This is a genomic window from Ralstonia pickettii (assembly GCF_000607165.1).
Classification (GTDB): domain Bacteria; phylum Pseudomonadota; class Gammaproteobacteria; order Burkholderiales; family Burkholderiaceae; genus Ralstonia; species Ralstonia holmesii.
Map to the genome: position 1 here is coordinate 913,776 of NZ_JFZG01000024.1, position 16,997 is coordinate 930,772.

The 16,997-nt window shown below is 64.9% G+C and carries 14 protein-coding genes; 8 read left to right on the plus strand and 6 right to left on the minus strand.

The annotated features are described in order from the left end of the window. Position 1: 1 nt before the first annotated feature. The 7 genes from BG83_RS0121655 (at position 2) to BG83_RS0121685 (ending at position 9,175) form a co-directional block, all read left to right on the plus strand. Positions 2-937: a tetratricopeptide repeat protein gene (locus tag BG83_RS0121655; protein ID WP_024978692.1), complete on the plus strand. Its 936-nt coding sequence runs from the start codon at positions 2-4 to the stop codon at positions 935-937. Then, the gene (locus BG83_RS0121660) at positions 934-1,263 is read left to right on the plus strand and encodes a DUF3613 domain-containing protein (RefSeq protein WP_024978693.1); all 330 of its coding nucleotides are present in this window, start codon (positions 934-936) and stop codon (positions 1,261-1,263) included. The genes BG83_RS0121655 and BG83_RS0121660 overlap by 4 nt, the downstream gene beginning before the upstream one ends. A gap of 63 nt (positions 1,264-1,326) precedes the next feature. Continuing rightward, positions 1,327-2,991 carry a TadG family pilus assembly protein gene (locus tag BG83_RS0121665; protein WP_235193235.1) on the plus strand — a complete coding sequence of 555 codons (1,665 nt, stop codon included), beginning with the start codon at positions 1,327-1,329 and terminating at the stop codon, positions 2,989-2,991. 15 nt (positions 2,992-3,006) lie between these two features. After that, positions 3,007-4,404 carry a sigma-54-dependent Fis family transcriptional regulator gene (locus BG83_RS0121670; protein WP_024978695.1) on the plus strand — a complete coding sequence of 466 codons (1,398 nt, stop codon included), beginning with the start codon at positions 3,007-3,009 and terminating at the stop codon, positions 4,402-4,404. A gap of 106 nt (positions 4,405-4,510) precedes the next feature. Then, positions 4,511-5,302, plus strand: coding sequence for a DUF2968 domain-containing protein (locus BG83_RS0121675; RefSeq protein ID WP_024978696.1), 792 nt, complete (start codon positions 4,511-4,513; stop codon positions 5,300-5,302). A gap of 150 nt (positions 5,303-5,452) precedes the next feature. Further along, positions 5,453-8,692: a cytochrome P450 gene (locus BG83_RS0121680; protein ID WP_024978697.1), complete on the plus strand. Its 3,240-nt coding sequence runs from the start codon at positions 5,453-5,455 to the stop codon at positions 8,690-8,692. Between the two features lie 192 nt (positions 8,693-8,884). After that, complete coding sequence (locus BG83_RS0121685) at positions 8,885-9,175, plus strand: hypothetical protein (RefSeq protein ID WP_024978698.1); 291 nt, start codon at positions 8,885-8,887, stop codon at positions 9,173-9,175. A gap of 46 nt (positions 9,176-9,221) precedes the next feature. Here the strand turns inward: BG83_RS0121685 and BG83_RS0121690 are convergent, their stop codons facing one another. The 3 genes from BG83_RS0121690 to BG83_RS0121700 all read right to left on the minus strand — a co-directional run bounded on the left by BG83_RS0121690 (position 9,222) and on the right by BG83_RS0121700 (position 12,070). Then, positions 9,222-10,376, minus strand: coding sequence for a Gfo/Idh/MocA family protein (locus BG83_RS0121690; protein ID WP_024978699.1), 1,155 nt, complete (start codon positions 10,374-10,376; stop codon positions 9,222-9,224). Positions 10,377-10,529: 153 nt separating this feature from the next. Continuing rightward, complete coding sequence (locus tag BG83_RS0121695; protein WP_024978700.1) at positions 10,530-10,874, minus strand: antibiotic biosynthesis monooxygenase family protein; 345 nt, start codon at positions 10,872-10,874, stop codon at positions 10,530-10,532. 56 nt (positions 10,875-10,930) lie between these two features. Continuing rightward, a complete protein-coding gene (locus BG83_RS0121700; protein WP_024978701.1) occupies positions 10,931-12,070 on the minus strand; it encodes a cytochrome P450 in 1,140 nt (379 codons plus the stop codon). 88 nt (positions 12,071-12,158) lie between these two features. On the opposite strand from BG83_RS0121700, the gene BG83_RS0121705 reads away from it, so the two are divergent. Beyond that, a complete protein-coding gene (locus BG83_RS0121705; protein ID WP_024978702.1) occupies positions 12,159-12,875 on the plus strand; it encodes an ArsR/SmtB family transcription factor in 717 nt (238 codons plus the stop codon). A 16-nt stretch (positions 12,876-12,891) separates the two neighbouring features. Here the strand turns inward: BG83_RS0121705 and speG are convergent, their stop codons facing one another. From speG to BG83_RS0121720, 3 genes are read right to left on the minus strand one after another with little or no spacing between them, the layout of a single operon-like run. Continuing rightward, positions 12,892-13,434 carry a spermidine N1-acetyltransferase gene (speG, locus tag BG83_RS0121710; protein ID WP_024978703.1) on the minus strand — a complete coding sequence of 181 codons (543 nt, stop codon included), beginning with the start codon at positions 13,432-13,434 and terminating at the stop codon, positions 12,892-12,894. A 55-nt stretch (positions 13,435-13,489) separates the two neighbouring features. Next, the gene (locus tag BG83_RS0121715; RefSeq protein ID WP_235193236.1) at positions 13,490-14,644 is read right to left on the minus strand and encodes a PepSY-associated TM helix domain-containing protein; all 1,155 of its coding nucleotides are present in this window, start codon (positions 14,642-14,644) and stop codon (positions 13,490-13,492) included. A 10-nt stretch (positions 14,645-14,654) separates the two neighbouring features. Continuing rightward, positions 14,655-16,775 (minus strand): TonB-dependent receptor, encoded by a 2,121-nt coding sequence (locus tag BG83_RS0121720; RefSeq protein WP_024978705.1) that lies wholly within the window; start codon positions 16,773-16,775, stop codon positions 14,655-14,657. Positions 16,776-16,997: the final 222 nt, after the last annotated feature.

Sequence of the window (16,997 nt, forward strand, 5' to 3'; positions counted from 1 at the left end):
GATGACACGCTTCCCAAACACCGCGCGCGCCAGCTGGGCCGGCGTGGCCATGTTGACCATCCTCCTGGCTGGCTGTGGCTCGATGGCGACGTCCGACATGAGCCTGCGTGCCGACGCCGACATTGAAATGGCACGTCAGCGTCAGAGCCAGGAGAAGTCCGAGATCACCAGTCCGGCGACGTATCTTTCGTTGATCCGCAAGATGCAGGAGCAGGGCCTGTACTACGCATCGCTAGCGCATATCGATGCCTACCAGCAACGCTATGGCCGCGCACCCGAGATCATGCTGCTGCGCGCGGATGCGCTGCGCGAAACCGACCAACTTGCTGCTGCTGATGCCGAGTACCGGGCGGTGGTGGGTGCCACCTCCGCCATGGGCGCAGGCACGCAAGGCGGATTGCTCAATGCCGCGGCCTGGCGCGGGCTGGGCATCGTTGCGGGGCGCCAAGGCAACTTTGCCGAAGCGGCTCGCCGGCTGCAGGTGGCGGCCCAGGCCAACCCGACCGACGCCAGCACGGCCAGCGATCTTGGCTACGCGCTCATGCGCGCCGGCGAGGTTGAGCAAGCCCGCGTGCCGTTGATGCAGGCGCAGCAGATGGCCGCCTCCAGCCCGAAGATCGCCGGCAATCTGGTGATCTGGCTGGCCGTGAACGATCGCAAGGACGATGCTGCATCCCTCGCGTCGCACGCACAACTGACGGCATCTGCCCGCAAAGCAGTCGATGACGACGTTGCTCGCGTGCGCGCTGCCTGGCGAGATCGCCGTATCGCCCGGGAAACCACAACGATGGTGCCGCGCGGCGTGGCAACCGGGCCTTCTGCGGCAGCGTCTGCGGGCGTCTCGGTCGCCGCCGCGGCGACCGCCACCCCCACATCGGCCCGCCCGCTGGCATTGCAGCGCGGTCGCCTGCTTGACACCTTGGAGGTTTCGCAATGACTTTTCGCATCCTGATGGCCGCCGGTGTGGCGGCATGGCTGGCGTGCGGCGTTGCCGGCGCCCAGGGGTTCTCGGGCAGCGACTCGCAGGGCGCCCCGGCGGCACCCAAGGTCGGCACCCACGTGAATGATGCGACGCGAGCGCTGTTCAAGGCGCAAGCCGAGGGCACCTACGCGGGCGAGTTCGTACCGTTGCGAGGCGAGCAGGCAGCGCTGGCCTATCAGCGCTACCTCAATTCGTTCAATCAGGCCATGCCCGGCCTGGCACAGCAGAGCTCCGGAACGCGGGCGTCGACGGTCAATCTTGTCCAGCAGTCGGGGCGCTGATCCCTGCAGAATGCGCCCCACGCTGTGACACGAGCCGCCGCCCCCCGTCTTCGCCGAGCCGTCATGCTCCGCCGCCTGCGCGGCGCGGTGAGCGTGATGACGGCCACCTTTATCGCCACAGTCGGGCTGGCGGTGTTGGTGTCGATCGACATCGGCAACCTGTTCTATCAGCAGCGCGCGCTGCAACGCTCGGCCGATCTGGCGGCGATGGCCGCCGTGCAGCGGCTTGACCTGCCGACCGCCGCACAACAGGCGGTGGTGCAGAACGGACTGGCAGTGGATGGCACCAATGTCACGCTGGCAGTCGTGCCGGGCGTTTGGGATGCCAGCGCGGGCACTGCGCCCACGTACTTCACCGCGCAGGCGGCCGTTGACGGCAACACCAACGCAGCGCAGGTGACGATCACACAGAACGTGCCGTATTTCTTCATGGTGGGCCGGCGGCAACTGACCGCGACGGCGATTGCCAAGAACACGCCGATTGCATCGTTTTCGTTAGGTTCCGGTCTGGCAGCCGTCGACGGAGGGCTACTTAATCAGCTACTAGGAAGCCTTCTTGGTAACGCCAATCCTTTGAGCCTTAGCTTGGTCTCGTACCAAGGGCTGGCGAACACGAACATTCGTGTTTCTGACCTGATGGCGGCTGTCGGTGTGGGTACGGTGCAGCAACTCTTGTCAGCGCAGTTGACCTTGACGCAGTTTTTCAACGCGGTCATCGCGGCGGGTGCACAGAACGGATTGGTCGGTGTCTCGGCTGGTACTGTAGCCGCGCCGGATACGCTGGTGCTTGGCCCACTGTTGAGCGGCACAACCATCAATATGGGAAACAGTGCAGGCACGCCTGGTGTCCTTCAACTGCTAGCGGATGTGGGGAACGATCAGTCGGCGGCCGATGCGACATTGAACGTGCTCGATCTGCTGATGACGGCTGCACAGATTGCCAATTCGCAGAATGGTGTAGCGGTTTCCACGAACCTGGGATTGCCTGGTGTCGCCGGCCTCCCGGGCCTCGTGAATGTCGGTTTGTCGCTCAAAATCATTCAGCCGCCTGTGATCGCGATCGGCCCTCCCGGAACCGATGGATCTGGAAACTGGCGTACGGTGGCGCGCACGGGGCAGGTGAGTCTGGGCTTGAATGTTTCGGCTTCAGTGCTTGGAATTGTCAACATCAATGTCCCTATCGGGCTCATTGCTGCCGGTGCAAATGCGCACTTTGAAGCTGCGCATTGTCCTGTGCCCCGCAGCGGCATTTCCGCCGATTTTGGTGGGCAGATAGCCCCCGTATCGCTTTGCATTGCCAACGGATCCGCCACGGCTGCCAGTAGTGTCAGCAGCTATTCGTGCTCTTCCACGCCAGCGGTTGTGTTGCAAGCCTTGGGCGTTGACGTGATATCGCTACAAGCCAACATCGCGCCCGCAGCCAGTGCTGGTTGGACACCTGACCCCACCACCTTGACCGTTGGACAGACTACTCGCGTCTCAGGCACTGGAACTTTCTTTGCCTCGATTCTGAACGATACGAATCAAGTGAAACTTCAAGTTCTCGGCTCGGGCGTTCTAAACCTGTTGGGACTTTCAGATTTGATCGTTCGAGCGACGCTTGGCCTTGTCGGCCAGACACTCGACGCAGTGTTGTCACCTCTACTCGAAGTCCTCGGCATCCAACTCGGCTACGCCGACATCAAACTCCTCTCGCTCGACTGCGACGCCGTCGAGCTGGTTTACTGACATGGAAGCGACGACATGAAAACCGATCGCTGGACGTACGAAACGCTTGAGATTTTTGTCTGGGAAGGCCGCCACGACATTGCCGATCGTGTGGCACGGTTCATGGCGCCGTTTGGGGCGGAGGTGATCCGCGCGGGCGGCATCGACTTCCAGCCGGCCGAGCCTCGGCTGAAGCCGGCGGTGGCGGTGATCAGCGCGTCGGTGGTGGAAAGCGGCGGTTTTACGGTGCTCGACTGGCAGGCCGCGCAAGGCATGCCGGTGATCTGGGTGGCGGCGGATACGCAGCATGATTCGAGCCGCTTCCCCCCCGAATACACGCACGTGCTTGGGCCCGACTTTGGCGCGACCGAGCTCCGTGCGCAGATCAGCAAGGTGTTGCCGTCGATGTCGTCTGCGCAGGCTCAGGCGCACGATCAGAGCGACCTCGTGGCTGCATCGCCGGCCATGCACGGGTTGCTGGAGCACGTCGATACCTTTGCCGATTGCGACAGCAACGTCATGCTTTACGGCGAAACCGGCGCCGGCAAGGAACGCATTGCGCGCCTGCTGCACGACAAGAACAGCGTCTACGGCAAAGGGCCGTTCGTGGCAGTCAACTGCGGCGCGATTCCTGACGGGCTGTTCGAATCGCAGTTCTTCGGCCATGCCAAGGGCGCGTTCACGGGCGCCATGTATGCGCACCGCGGCTACTTCGAACAGGCCAACGGCGGCACGCTGTTCCTCGATGAGCTGGGCGATCTGCCGCTGTATCAGCAGGTGAAGTTGTTGCGTGTGCTGGAAGACAGCGAATGCACGCGGCTGGGCTCGACGGTGCCCGTCAAACTGGATTTCCGGCTGGTGGCCGCCACCAACAAGAACCTGCGCGAGATGGTCGCCACGGGCAAATTCCGCGCAGATCTGTACTTCCGCCTGGCCGTGATCGAGTTGCGCATCCCCAGCCTGGAGCAGCGCGGGGCGGACGACAAGATCGCGCTGCTGCTTTCCTTCCTGCGGCACTTGCTCGGCGACAAAACCTTTGATGCCATGCCGCCGGTGCCGGAATGGGTGCGGGCGTCGGTCAGTCGGGCTTACTTTGCCGGCAATGTGCGTGAGCTGCGCAACCTGGCCGAGCGCATCGGCATCACCCTGCGCCAGTTCGGCCGCTGGGACGAAGCCCGCATCCTGCCGCTATTCGCCGGCTTGCAGCGCGATGCTTTCGAGCGCGAAGGCGGCAATGGCGAGCGCGGTAGCGGTGGAAATGGCAGCAGTGGTGGCGAGGAAGAGCGTCGACGTATCTTGGCCGCGCTGGACTCCAACAACTGGCGCCGCCAGGACACCGCCGCCACGCTGGGCATCAGTCGCAAGGTGCTGTGGGAAAAGATGCGCAAATACCAGATTGCCGACGGCGAAGCCGAGCTGCGCGAGCTGGAGTGATGCCATACAACACCCTACTGCGCGGCGGGTGCCCGGCGCGCCACTCCGGCGGCGGATCGCGTATAGTTTTCGGCTGCAACACCTGCGCAGAATCCACAGGGTCGAGATGAGAACACAACAACAATCAGGGAAAGCGTCGCACCAGACGTTTCAGAGGGGATTGGCCATCGCGGCCGCAGTCGCAGTGATGGCCGGTACGGCCGCCTGCACATCGGCCGTAGCGCAGAGCCCAGCCGCACCGCCCACAGGCATTGCACCCATTGCTGCCGCCGCGCCCGTGCCGGCGTTGACCGCCACGGTTGGCCAGCCGGCGGCAGCTGCACCCTCCGCCAGCGCGCCAGCCACGCCCGGCAGCGCGGCTCGCACCGGAGGTCCTGCTCCCACCAGCGCGGTATTCGAGCTGCAACAGCGCATGCAGGCGCACGAGCTGTCGGAGCTGCGTACTACATACAACGGGGCCTACGGCGCCAGCCTGCTGTTTGCCCAGAGTGACCTGACGTACTACGTCACGCTGTTCCAGCAGAAAGACCTCTGGCGCGTCATCAAGACCACCAACGAAGCCTTTGCCGAACGCCTGTACAACGACTTCGCCAAGCAGACCCGCACGATGGCCGATCTGGAGCTGCAACGCATCCGCCTGGAAGCCCAGAAAGAGCGTTCCGAGCGCCAGATTGCTGCCCAGCAGGAAAAGCTCCGTGGTCTGAAGACCGACCTGGACATTCAGCGTCAGCAGCAGGCCCAGGCACAGGAACGGCAGAAGACTGCTCGCACGGAAGCCGAAGCGCTGGATATCGAACGCCGTGCCGCCCGCGCCCGCGTGGACGAATTGCAGCGTCAGATCCGCGAACTCGAAGCGCAGGTCAACGCGCCGTTCATTCCACAGCCGCGCCGTCGCTGATTCAACGCTTCACGTCATCCCCAGATCGGGCGGCCCACGGGTCGCCCGATTCACTTTTAGGCGCCGGCATTCAAACATGGCGACTTTGTTTGATACCGGGCGGGGCGGCGCGTACATTGGCGGACAATCCATTTTCGCAGTCGACCGCGCATGCGTTCCGCCTCCGAGTTACCCGCCAATGCTTCGCCCGCAGCGGCGGAGCCCATCCCGCAGCCCAAGGGCTTGCCGTGGCTGGGCAACCTGCTTCAACTTCCCAAAGACCGTCTGGCCCAGACGCTCCTGGAAACCAGCCGGCAGTTTCCCCAAGGCCTCTACCAGCTCGACTTTGCCGGGCGGCGCGTGCCGTTTGTCTATTCCGCCGATCTGGTGGCCGAACTATGCGATGAAACGCGCTTTCGCAAGCTGATCGGCCCGCCGCTGTCGTTTCTGCGGGCGGGGGCGGGCGATGGTCTCTTCACCGCGCATCAGGACGAGCCGAACTGGGGCAAGGCGCATCGCATTCTGCTGCCGGCCTTCAGCCAGCGCGCGATGAAGGGTTACTTCGACGTCATGCTCGAAGTGGCCAATGCGCTGGCCGACAAATGGGCGCGCCAGGGGCCCGACGCCGATATCCCCGTGGCCGACGACATGACGCGGCTCACGCTCGACACCATCTCGCTGGCGGGCTTCGGATACCGCTTTGATTCGTTCAACACGCCGGAGCTGCATCCGTTCCTGGCGGCCATGGTGGGCGTGCTGTCCGAAGCCATGGGCAAGCTCACACGCCTGCCGCTCAAAGACCGCTTCATGCGCGAGCACCATCGCAGGTTCGCGCACGACGTGGCCGCCATGCACCAATTGGTGGACGAGGTGATCCGCGCGCGGCGTCAGGCAAAAGATGGCGGCGTCGGCGCGAGCGACTTGCTTGGGTTGATGCTCAACGCCCGCGATCCGGTGTCGGACGAGCCTTTGGATGACACGAACATCCGCTTCCAGGTCATCACCTTCCTGATTGCCGGGCATGAAACCACGAGCGGCCTGCTGACCTTCGCGCTCTACATGCTGCTGCGCCATCCGGCGGTGCTCGCGCAGGCGTACGCCGAGGTCGATCGCGTGCTGCCGGGCGATACCGTGCCGCAATATGCGCACCTCGCGCAGCTCGACGTGATCGAGCGCGTGTTGAAGGAAACGCTGCGCCTGTGGCCGACCGCCCCGAGCTTTGGCGTGGCGCCCTACGAAGACACGCGCATTGGCGGTCGCTACGCCATCCGCAAGGACCAGCGCGTGGTGACCGTGCTGCTGGCCCTGCACCGCGACCCGGCGGTGTGGGACCGCCCAGAAGTCTTCGATATCGACCGTTTCCTGCCTGAGAACGAAGCCAAGCTTCACCCACACGCCTACAAGCCCTTCGGCAACGGTGAGCGCGCCTGCATCGGCCGCCAGTTTGCGCTGACCGAAGCCAAGCTGGCGCTGGCGGTGATCCTGCAGCGCTTTGCATTGTCCGACCCGTACGACTACGGCTTCCACATCAAGGAAACGCTGACGCTCAAACCCGACGGTTTCCGCCTGCGCGCGCGGCTGCGCAATGCGCGGGAGCGGTTGTCGATCGCCATGCCTTCGCGCACCGAGGTGGCCACACAAGACGACGCCGAAGCCGCACTCGCCGGCGGCGGCGAACCGATGCATGTGTTGTACGGCGGCAGCCTTGGCACCTGCCAGGACATCGCCGAGCAGCTTGCCGCCACCGCATCGCGCGCCGGCTTCGACGCCAAGGTGGCGCCGCTAGACACGATTGCCGACGCGCTGCCGCAGCAGGGCGTGCTGATCGTGGTGGCCGCTACGTATAACGGCCGTGCGCCGGACAGCGCCCGCACGCTGGAAGCGCGGCTCGATGCTGCCGATGCGCTCGCCCGGCAGGCAACAGGATTGCGCTACGCCGTGCTTGGCTGCGGCAACTCGCAATGGCCCGCGTTCCAGGCGTTTCCAAAGCGGGTGGAGGCGATGCTCGCGGCAGCCGGCGCACAAGCCATCGTGCCGCGCGGCGAAGCTGACGGCAACGCCGGTTTCGATGCCGCCGTCGATGCCTGGACGCGCGGCCTGTGGAGCGCCCTGGGCGCCCGCCAGTCACAAGCCGATGGCCCATCCGTCCACGTCGACTATCTCGCTCCCGATGCCGTGCGTGCCGCCACACTGCCGCCCGCCGCCCGCGCGATGCAGGTGCTCGCCAACGAAGAACTCGTCAGCGACCCCGCCGGCCTCTGGGACTTCGCACAGGAAGCCCCACGCGGCCCCACGCGTCACCTCACCGTACGGTTGCCTGACGGTATGACCTACGCCACTGGAGACCACCTCGCCGTCTATCCGCGCAATGCGGACGACCGTGTCGACGCAGCCATCGCGCGGCTTGCGCTCGAGGGCGACGCGCTCGTCACGCTGACCGCGCGCCATGCGCACGTGCGGCACTTGCCGCTCAACCAGGCGGTGTCCGTGCGCCAGTTGCTGCGCGATTTCGTCGAGCTGCAAGACACCGCCACCGTGCGCGACATCACCGCGCTGCACGCGGCCACGCGCTGTCCGTTCACGCGAGGTCAGCTTGCCGTCTGGCTGGAAGGCGAGGATGCAGCTCAACGCTTCGACCAGGACATCCAAGCCGCACACGTGAGCGTGCTCGATCTGCTGATGCGCTTCCCGGCGATTGAACTGACGCTGGAGGCGTTTCTCGCGCGGCTTGGCGCGATGCGGCCGCGCTTCTATTCCATTGCGTCGTCGGCGCATGTGTCGCCGGGTGTGGCAGCGCTGACGGTGGGCATGGTGTCGGGGCCGGCATGGTCTGGGGTAGGCACATATCGCGGGACGGCATCGAACTATCTGATGACGCTGCGTGCAGGCGCAGAGATCGCTGCTGCCGTGCGCACGCCCAACCCGCCGTTTGCACCGGACGCGGATACCGGTAAGCCGATGGTGCTGATCGGCGCCGGAACGGGCATCGCGCCGTTCCGTGGCTTCCTGGAAGAGCGCGCCGCGCGGCAGGCGGCCGGCGAGGCGGTGGCAACGTCGTTGCTGTGCTTCGGCTGCCGCCACCCCGAGCACGACTTCCTCTACCGCGACACCTTGCGCGCGTGGGAAAACGCAGGCGTGGTGCGCGTCTTCCCGGCGTATTCATGCGTGGCCGATCATCCGCATCGCTTCGTGCAGCATGCGCTGTGGGATGCGCGCGAAGCCGTGTGGGCGGCGTTCGATGCCGGCGCCACGTTGTACGTGTGCGGCGACGGCCGTGCGATGGCGCCGGCGGTGCGCGACACGCTGATCCGCATGCACCAGGCGCGCTACGGTAGCGACCTGGCGACCGCGTCGGACTGGTTGACGGCGCAGATGCAATCCGGCCGCTACCGCCAGGACGTCTTCAACTGAGGCCGCCGATAAGGCGCTGATAGGGCGCCGATAGCGGGCGTGGGTGTTGCGGCACTGCCGCATTGACGGCCCCGCTTGAGCAGCGGCGCGGGTGCCCCATGTTACGATTTGCCCCTCGGAGCACCGCGCTTTTGGCCCAGCGACGCCCTGTCAGGCGCGTCCGGCGCAGCGGCTCCACGAGGAGAAATGAAAATGTGGCGCCGAATCAAAGCGTCCTGGATGGCGATCTTTCTGGTCACCCTGCTGGGTGTCGGGTACTTGTGGATGTACCGTTTTGAGCCGCTGCTCTCTGGCGAGGCCGGCAGCGATGTGTTCGTGTGGGACCGCTGGACCCACCGCGTCTGTGCGCTGACCGACAACGGCGAAGCCACCGAGTGGCGGTGCGATAACGCCATGGAAACCGACGGCTCCAGCAGCAGCACCAACTCGGATGTCTCGATACGGAAACGCATGCGCGACGCCGTCCAGCGCATCAAGCTGTAAATCCCACGCCCGCCGTTCGTTGCGGGCGTTTTTCTTTCCCTGATTGCTATCCCCTGCTGGGTTCAGCCGCGTCCACCAGTTCTGGCGAGGGCACGGGCGGCAGCTTGCGCACCTGCGCAGTTTCCATGCGGCCCTGACGCTGGAACGGCCCAAGGTTTTGGGGCTGGCCGGATTCCAGCGCGCGCTCAATGGCGGCCAGTACGCGCACGTCGGCCAGGCCTTCTTCGCCGTTGGGTTCGGGCTCGCGGTTGCGGAGGATGCAATCGGAAAAGTACTGCAGCTCGCCGCCAAACTGATCCGTCGCGCCAAACGCTTGTTCGTGCGTCTTGCCGTCGATTGTGGCGCGGTATTTCAGCCCCACGCCGAACATGAAGCCGGGTGAGACTTCCAGGTCTCCCTTGGTGCCGAGGATGCGGTACTGATCGATGCTCGCACCGCTGTAGCTGACCACGAACTGTGCGACGCGGTGGTCGGCAAAGCGCAGCGTTACGCTGACGGTGTCATCGAAGTTGAAGGGCAGATCGGGGTCGCGAACCCCGCAGGCTGAAACCTCCACCGGCTCTTCGCCAAACAGATTGCGCACCGCGTTGATGGGGTACACGCCCATGTCCGACACAGGCCCGGCCCAATAGCCATGGCTGGCGCGGTGGTTGGACGGCGCCACCGATTGGCTGAACATGGCCGAGAACGCCCGGATGCGCCCGAGCTTGCCTGCGCGCACCAGCTCAATGGCGGCCAGCGTGGCGGGCTCGAAATGCAGCCGGTAGGCAATCATCAATTTTGCGTTGCCGTTGCGGGCTGCTTCGATCATCGCTTCGCAATCGGCTTCGCTGGTGGCCATGGGCTTTTCAAGCAGGACGTGGATGCCACGCTGCAGGGCGGGCAGGGCGTACTGCCTGTGCATGTCGTTGGGCAGCGCGAGGTAGATCGCGTCGATATCTCCGGAGGTGAGCAACTGGTCGTAGTCGGCATAACCGTGCACGTGCTCGATGCCGTAGCGGTCGGCCAGTGCCGTGGCTTTGACCTCATCGCCGGTAACTAGCGCGGTGACGACGGAGTTGCCGCTCTGTGCCACGCCCGGCAGAAACGCGGCCTGTGAAATCCAACCGGCGCCGACCACGGCATAACGTACAGGACTCTGGACGGTACGTGCAGGAGCGGCTTGCGGCTCACGTTCGGCCTCATGAAAAGCGGTAGACATGACAATTCCTTTGCAATCGTTGCGCACGGGGGCATGCCGATGCCGTGGTGCGGCGCGCTCGGCCGTGCGGGTTCTAACTGACTAAGCAAAGGCGGTGCCCGGTGAGCGCAAAAGGCGTCACACCGGGCCCTATTGGGGCGCCGTACGGGGCGCTCAGGCGTGCTCGGCGCGGCTGTCGGCCGGGGCTTCGGCGCGCTCGGTCATGCCGTAGTCGCGCATCACATGGGCGATGCGCAGCCGATAGTCGGCAAATGCGTGGTCGCGGCCGGCGTGCTGGGCGCCGCGGTGCTGCTCCATGTTGCGCCAGGCCTTGACGGCCTCTTCATCACGAAAGAACGACAGCGACAGCATCTTGTCGGGGTTGGTGATGCTCTGGAAGCGCTCCACCGAGATAAAGCCGTCGACCTGCTCAAGCAGCGGCTTCAACCGCGCGGCGAGGTTGAGGTAGGTGTCGCGCTGGCCCGGTGCGGGCTCGACTTCGAAGATGACGGCGATCATGGCAAGGCTCCAGTGAGGTGTGGGGTGTTTTTGCAGCGGTTTCGTTCTCTGCAATTTCAAGCGTGAAAGCTGGGGATACGCGCGTTGGGCGACGGGCGATACGCCACCTCACCAAGGCTGGCAAGCCACCGGTCGATATCTGACAGGCTCAGCAGATGCAGCACCGTTTCGCGCGCGATGGTGGTTGCCAATGCGTCGGCGGGGCAGCGGTGCGCGCCGCGGCCGAACGTCCACAGATGCGGCTTTGCACGGTCGATGTCGAAGCGTAGTGGGTCCGGGTTGGCCGTGCCGTCCACGTTGGCGGCGGCCAGTAGCACCAGGATCTTGTCACCCGCACGCAGCGACTGGCCGACCAGCACAACATCGTGCGCGACAAAGCGGCGCGTGTTCTGCACGGGCGCATCGCGGCGCAGGACTTCGCGCACGAAGGGCTCGATGGCATGCGGTTGCGCGCGCAGCCGTGTCGCCAATCCCGAGTGCCGCGACAGCGCGACGATGCAGTTGCCGAGCAGCCCGGCGCAGGCGTCGTAGGTTTGCGCGAGCAGGGCGGCGAGGTTGGTGATCTCTGCGTCGCCGTCATCAGCAACGCTAGCGAGCGGTGAGTCGGTAAAGCGGCGCTGCAGGCGGTCGACTGCGGCATCAGCTTGTGCAATGGCTGCTGCGCTGGCACCGGGGCCGAGCGCGGCGAGGTACGCGGCAATGTCAGCCTGGCAGGCAGGCGCATCGGCGTGATCGCCCAGCAGCGTCTGCGCGATCGTGGCGAGTGGCACGGCGAAGTGAGCATCCGTCTCCAGCGCCGCGTGCAGATGCGTTGCATCGGGCAGCGCAGTGCGAGCATGCCGCTGGGCGCGGCCGGCCAGCGCCGACACATCCAACTGGCCCAGCGCGGCCATCACCTTGGCCTTGCGCGCGCTGTGGTCCGGCCCGTCGATCTGACGCACGAGGCGCCCGAAGAATGCGCCCGTGGGCGTCGCGGCCACGGCCCTGGGCACGGGTTCATCGGCCGGCCGTACGCGGCAGGCAGCGCTGCCGAGTACAGCGTCCACGGCTTCGGCACTGGCTGCGACCCACCACCCGAGGGCGGCATCGAAGAAGAACGGGCGGTTGGCCGCAAGTTCGGCGTAATAGGGGGCCGGGTCGGCATGCGCGATGGCTTGCAGCGCGTCGGCGGGCGGGGCGATGTCCAGGGCAGTCATCAGCGTGGGGCGCGGGAGTAAGATGGCTCCCATTGTCTGGACTGCCCGCCCGCCTGTCACGCGCCAACAGTTTGGTCTCCATCGAACCATGACCGCATCTTCCTCAGCCACCGAATCGACAACTCAGCCTGACATCGGCCGCGTGGCCGCCACCATTGGTGATCCGACCCGCATCCGCATGCTGCTGCTGTTGATGGAGGGCCGCTCGCTTACCGCCAAGGAGCTCGCTTACGGCGCGGGCGTGGAGCCAGCGACGGCCAGCGCGCACTTGCGCCGGCTTGAGGCCGATGCGCTCATCACCTCGCTATCCAGCGGGCGCTACAAGTACTTCGGGCTGCGCTCGCCGGCGGTGGCGGAGATGATCGAATCGTTGCTGGTGGTCGCACCTGAAAAGCCGGCCGACCCACGACGCTCGACCGTGCCTGAAAACTTGCGTGCGGCGCGCCTGTGTTATGACCACCTGGCTGGTCAGCTTGGCACGGAGGTCTCGGAGAAACTACTGTCGCGCGGCTGGCTGACGCAGCTCGATGACACGCACGGCGCCTATGAGGTTACGCCCGAGGGTGAGCAGGCGCTGGCCGCCATCGGCGTCGATGTGAACGCGTTGCGCAACGGCCGACGCCGCTTTGCTTACGGTTGCATGGATTGGAGCGAGCGGCGCCCGCATCTGGCCGGCGCGCTCGGAGCCGCCGTGGCAGAACGCTGCATCGCACTGGGGTGGCTGGCGCGGCAGAAGCATTCGCGCGCACTGAGCATGACCGAAGCCGGGCAGCGCGAATTGCATGCGTGGCTGCACACGGCGTAGGTGCGTGCAGCCCGAGTTAGCTGGCGTTGCGGATCGCTTTTACGTAGTCCCGCTGGAACACGCACATGCGCAAGGCGTTGTGATACGCGCCGTTGCTGAAGAACTCCTCGATCAGTTCGCCTTCGCGCTGGAAGCCGCATTTTTCGTACACGTGGATCGCGCGTTCGTTCACCACGTCTACAACGAGATACAGCTTGTGCAGATTCAGCACCATGAATGCATAGTCGATGGCCAGCCGCGTTGCTGTTGACGCATAGCCGTGACCTTGCCAGCTGGGCGCGATGATGATCTGGAATTCGCCGCGGCGGTGGATGTAGTTCAGCTCCATCAACTCGACCAGACCCACGGCTTCGCCGGCATTGTTCTCGCAGATGAAGCGGCGCTCGCGCTGGTCGTGCACGTGGCGGTCGTAGAGTTGTGAGAGTTCAGTGAAGGTTTCGTACGGTTCTTCGAACCAGTAACGCATGATCTTCGCGTCGTTGTTCAGCTCGTGCACGAAGCGCAGGTCATTGCGCTCCAGCGGGCGCAGGGAAAGGTCGTGGGATTTTTCGATGACCATGGTGTTGTCCTTGTTGTGTTGAGGCGCCCGACATCGCGTCGACGTCCCTACAGTGTCAGCAAGGACGTGTCGCCGCGGATGCCCGTTTGCGCTGCGGTTGCGCGCGTCGGCGCCGATCCAGATAAAGCCACCACCCCGTTGCTGCAAACACCGGCAGCATCAACGCTCCAACCAACACTAGCACGATGCCGATCGGCCCGAAATAGCGTCCATTGTGAAGCGGCAACATGCCTGCCAGCAGGCGTTGCATTGGCGGCTTTGCTGCGAAGGATTCGTTGCCGAGGACGGCTCCGGTGCTGGCGTCCAGCGTCAATCGATTGAAGGCGCGGTCGTGCGGTGCATCGACCGGCAGCCAGTTGATATCGACCTTGCCCGTGCGGGCATCGTCGATGCGGAGGGTGGCCGTTCCGTAGTTCGACGCGTTGACGAGGAAAGCGTTCCACGTGCGCTCAACTGCCGCATCTTCGAGTGGTTGTCGCAGGCCCTCCACCGGTTTTGCCTTGGCTACAACCGGCATGCCGGCCAGGCGCTGCAGGCCGTCGCGGTACCAGTCATACGCCCAATACAGGCCGCTGAAGGCGGCCAGCACATACAGCGGCAGCACCAGCGTTCCGATGACGGTATGTACATCCCACCAGCGGATGCGGCCTGCGCGGCTCCAGCGGATGACGAGCCAGCTTCGCCAGTTCGTTACGCGGCGCGGCCAACGCAGATACAAGCCGGAAAGGGCCATGACGACGAGCCCAATCGTGCTCGCTCCTACGATCTGCTTGCCGATCTCATCGGCAAGCAAGGTGCGGTGCAGCAGTTTGACGGTGGCGAAGAAGCGCTGCCCGCGCGCTTCGGGCAATAACGTGCCGGTTGCGGCATCGATGTAGCGCAGCTCCCCACGGCTGCTGCCGCCGTGTTTGCCGGGCGGCCACGCATACCAGACGCGCCACGGCTCGGTCGGGTCGGATGCGGCGGTGATGAAAGTGACAGGACGCTCGGGCATGGCGGCGCGCGCCTGCGCAGCCACCTGCGGCAGAGTTGGCGCAGGGCCGGTGCGCGCGGGCAGGCTGAGCACGCCGGGGTTGAGCGCCCGCAGCAGTTCGTCTTCGTAGGCCATCAGCGCGCCAGTGGCGCCAACGACGGCCAGCACCATACTGGCTGACAACCCGATCAGCCAGTGCAGGCGGAAGAGTATCCGTCGCAGCATCGCGTTTGCCACTTACAGCCGCTTACATCTTGTAGCGCACGCCGAGCAGCGCCATGCGCGGGGCACCCGGCATGTTGTAGTTCTCGGCGCCGCCGTGAGCCGACACGTAGTACGCGCGGTTGAACAGGTTCTGCAGATTCAGCGTGACATCAACGTGCTTGCTGCGATAACCGGCGCCCAGGTCGACGGTCATGTAGCCGGGCAGCGTCGTCAGGTTGTACTGCGATGCGTAACGCGCAGCTTCCGTACGCACGCCGCCGGCCACGTAGAAGCCGTTCGGCAGATCGTGCTTCAGCCATACCGAGCCGCTATGCCGCGGCATGAGGGACGGCTGGTTGCCGTTGACCGCCACGCTGCTACTGCGGTCGTTCGGGTTCTCCAGGCGGCCGTTCAGGTAGGCATAGCTCGCCATCAGCGACCAGGTTTTCACGATCTCGCCGGTGAACGACAGCTCCAGGCCGCGCGTGCGCTGCGTGCCGATGGGCACACCCAGCAGCGTGACGGGATCCGCCGCCGTCAGGTTCGTCTGCTTCATGTCGAACAGTGCGGCCGTGACGCTTGCACCGGCCGAGAGGTCGTACTTGGCGCCGATCTCGTAGTTCGTGGTCGATTGCGGGGCCAGCGCGCCGCTGTTCGGGAAGAACGTGAAGCTATCCGCCAGCGGCTGGAACGAGCGGCTGTACGACGCGTACAGCGAAAGCGGCTCGATCGGGTGATACACAACGCCCAGGCGCGGGCTGACCGGCTTGTCGGTGCGAGACAGATCCACATTGCGCGCGGTCAGGTCGTCGCGGCTTTGCTTGAGGATTTCATAGCGCAGGCCGGCGAGCACCGTCCATTGCGGCGAGAACTTGATCAAGTCCTGCACGTACGCCGCATACGTCTCGTTGTGCGAGAGGCCGTAGTTGGTCGGCACGGCGTTGCCGGGTACGGTCGGCAACACCTGCAGCGTCGGGTTGAAGAGGTTGTAGGTCGTGCTGCCCGGCGCAGCGGCCACGCGGTCGCTCTTGTCCTGGTAACCCAGCTCGATGCCGTACAGCAGCGTGTGCTGGATGCCCCAGGTCTCGGCCTTCTGCGTCAGCTCGTTCTGCCACAGCGTGCCGCGGTCGCTGCGGTTGCGCTGGTTGACGGTGAGGGTGACAGTCGGGATCGGCCCGTCGGTGACGCGGCTGACGGTCGTATAGTTGTTGCGGCCGAGCGAGTACTCGTAGTTGCGCACCACGCTGTGGAACGACCATTTGTCGTTGAAGCGGTGGTCTAGCGTGCCGGTCACGCTCTTGACAGTGGACTCCACGTTGCCGGCAGCGGCATTGGCGGAGCCATAGCGCGTTTCGATCGGCACGTCGACCGGGCGGCCGTGGTACGACGGTACGCCCTGATCGGCAATGCGCTTGTCGTGCAGGTAGTCGAACTGCACCGTCAGCTTGGTATCTGGCGCGAGATTGAACAGGAACGACGGCGAAATCGCCTGGCGGCGCAGGAAGTAGTCGTTGCGGAAACCGCCCGAATCTTCCACCGCGCCGGTGATGCGCGCGCGGATGGCGTCGTCGTTGATGGACGTATTCAGGTCGAACTCGGCGCGCTTCTGGCGCTCGGTGCCCACCACCACGCCCACCTCGGCCAACGGCGTCGCCAGCGGTTTCTTGGTCACGCGATTGATGATGCCGCCCGACGAGCCACGCCCATACAGCACGGCCGCCGGGCCCTTCAGCACTTCAATGCGATCGACGTTGGACAGGTCACGGAAGTAAAGCGAGTCATCGCGCAGACCGTCGACGTACTGGTCATTGATCGACGAGAAACCGCGAATGGTCACCTGGTCACGCTGCGCGTCGCCCAGCGAGGCCGACACACCCGGCACGTTGCGCAGGGTGTCGTTGATCGACAGCGCGCCCTGGTCCTGGATCACTGCGCGCGGCACGACGTTCACCGACTGCGGAATCTCGCGCAACGGCACGGGAATCTTCGTGGCGGTGTTCGCGATGGGCGTGTCGTAGCTCGTGCTGGTGCGCGTACCCTTGACCGTGGACGTCGGCAACGTACCGGCGTCGGCTGCGGCAACGGTGTCGGCGGCAGTTGCCACCTGGGCAAACGGCAGCGTTCCAAGGACGGCCAGAGACAGGCACAAACGTTTCGGCGGCATTGCAGTTCCCGTAAAGTGAAAAGTAGGGCGCGACTCCCTCCCCCGAGGTTGGCGCCTTCAGAATATGAAGACGCAGATAATAATGAGAACAATTCCTATTTACAAGAGAGTTAAGGCGAGCTTTTGACGAGGGGCAACGTTTGCCGATCTTGTGCGCCGCAATTTTTCATGGCATACCGCGATGTTTCAGGCACCAAGTTGCGCCATAACCGTCTCATTTGC

Coding starts and splice junctions, on each gene's coding strand:
- BG83_RS0121690 (WP_024978699.1), bottom strand. CDS start 10,376: ATGTCTACCGCTTTTCATGAGGCCGAACGTGAGCCGCAAGCCGCTCCT.
- BG83_RS0121660 (WP_024978693.1), top strand. CDS start 934: ATGACTTTTCGCATCCTGATGGCCGCCGGTGTGGCGGCATGGCTGGCG.
- BG83_RS0121675 (WP_024978696.1), top strand. CDS start 4,511: ATGAGAACACAACAACAATCAGGGAAAGCGTCGCACCAGACGTTTCAG.
- BG83_RS0121680 (WP_024978697.1), top strand. CDS start 5,453: ATGCGTTCCGCCTCCGAGTTACCCGCCAATGCTTCGCCCGCAGCGGCG.
- BG83_RS0121655 (WP_024978692.1), top strand. CDS start 2: ATGACACGCTTCCCAAACACCGCGCGCGCCAGCTGGGCCGGCGTGGCC.
- BG83_RS0121670 (WP_024978695.1), top strand. CDS start 3,007: ATGAAAACCGATCGCTGGACGTACGAAACGCTTGAGATTTTTGTCTGG.
- BG83_RS0121700 (WP_024978701.1), bottom strand. CDS start 12,070: ATGACTGCCCTGGACATCGCCCCGCCCGCCGACGCGCTGCAAGCCATC.
- BG83_RS0121695 (WP_024978700.1), bottom strand. CDS start 10,874: ATGATCGCCGTCATCTTCGAAGTCGAGCCCGCACCGGGCCAGCGCGAC.
- BG83_RS0121705 (WP_024978702.1), top strand. CDS start 12,159: ATGACCGCATCTTCCTCAGCCACCGAATCGACAACTCAGCCTGACATC.
- BG83_RS0121720 (WP_024978705.1), bottom strand. CDS start 16,775: ATGCCGCCGAAACGTTTGTGCCTGTCTCTGGCCGTCCTTGGAACGCTG.
- BG83_RS0121665 (WP_235193235.1), top strand. CDS start 1,327: ATGCTCCGCCGCCTGCGCGGCGCGGTGAGCGTGATGACGGCCACCTTT.
- speG (WP_024978703.1), bottom strand. CDS start 13,434: ATGGTCATCGAAAAATCCCACGACCTTTCCCTGCGCCCGCTGGAGCGC.
- BG83_RS0121685 (WP_024978698.1), top strand. CDS start 8,885: ATGTGGCGCCGAATCAAAGCGTCCTGGATGGCGATCTTTCTGGTCACC.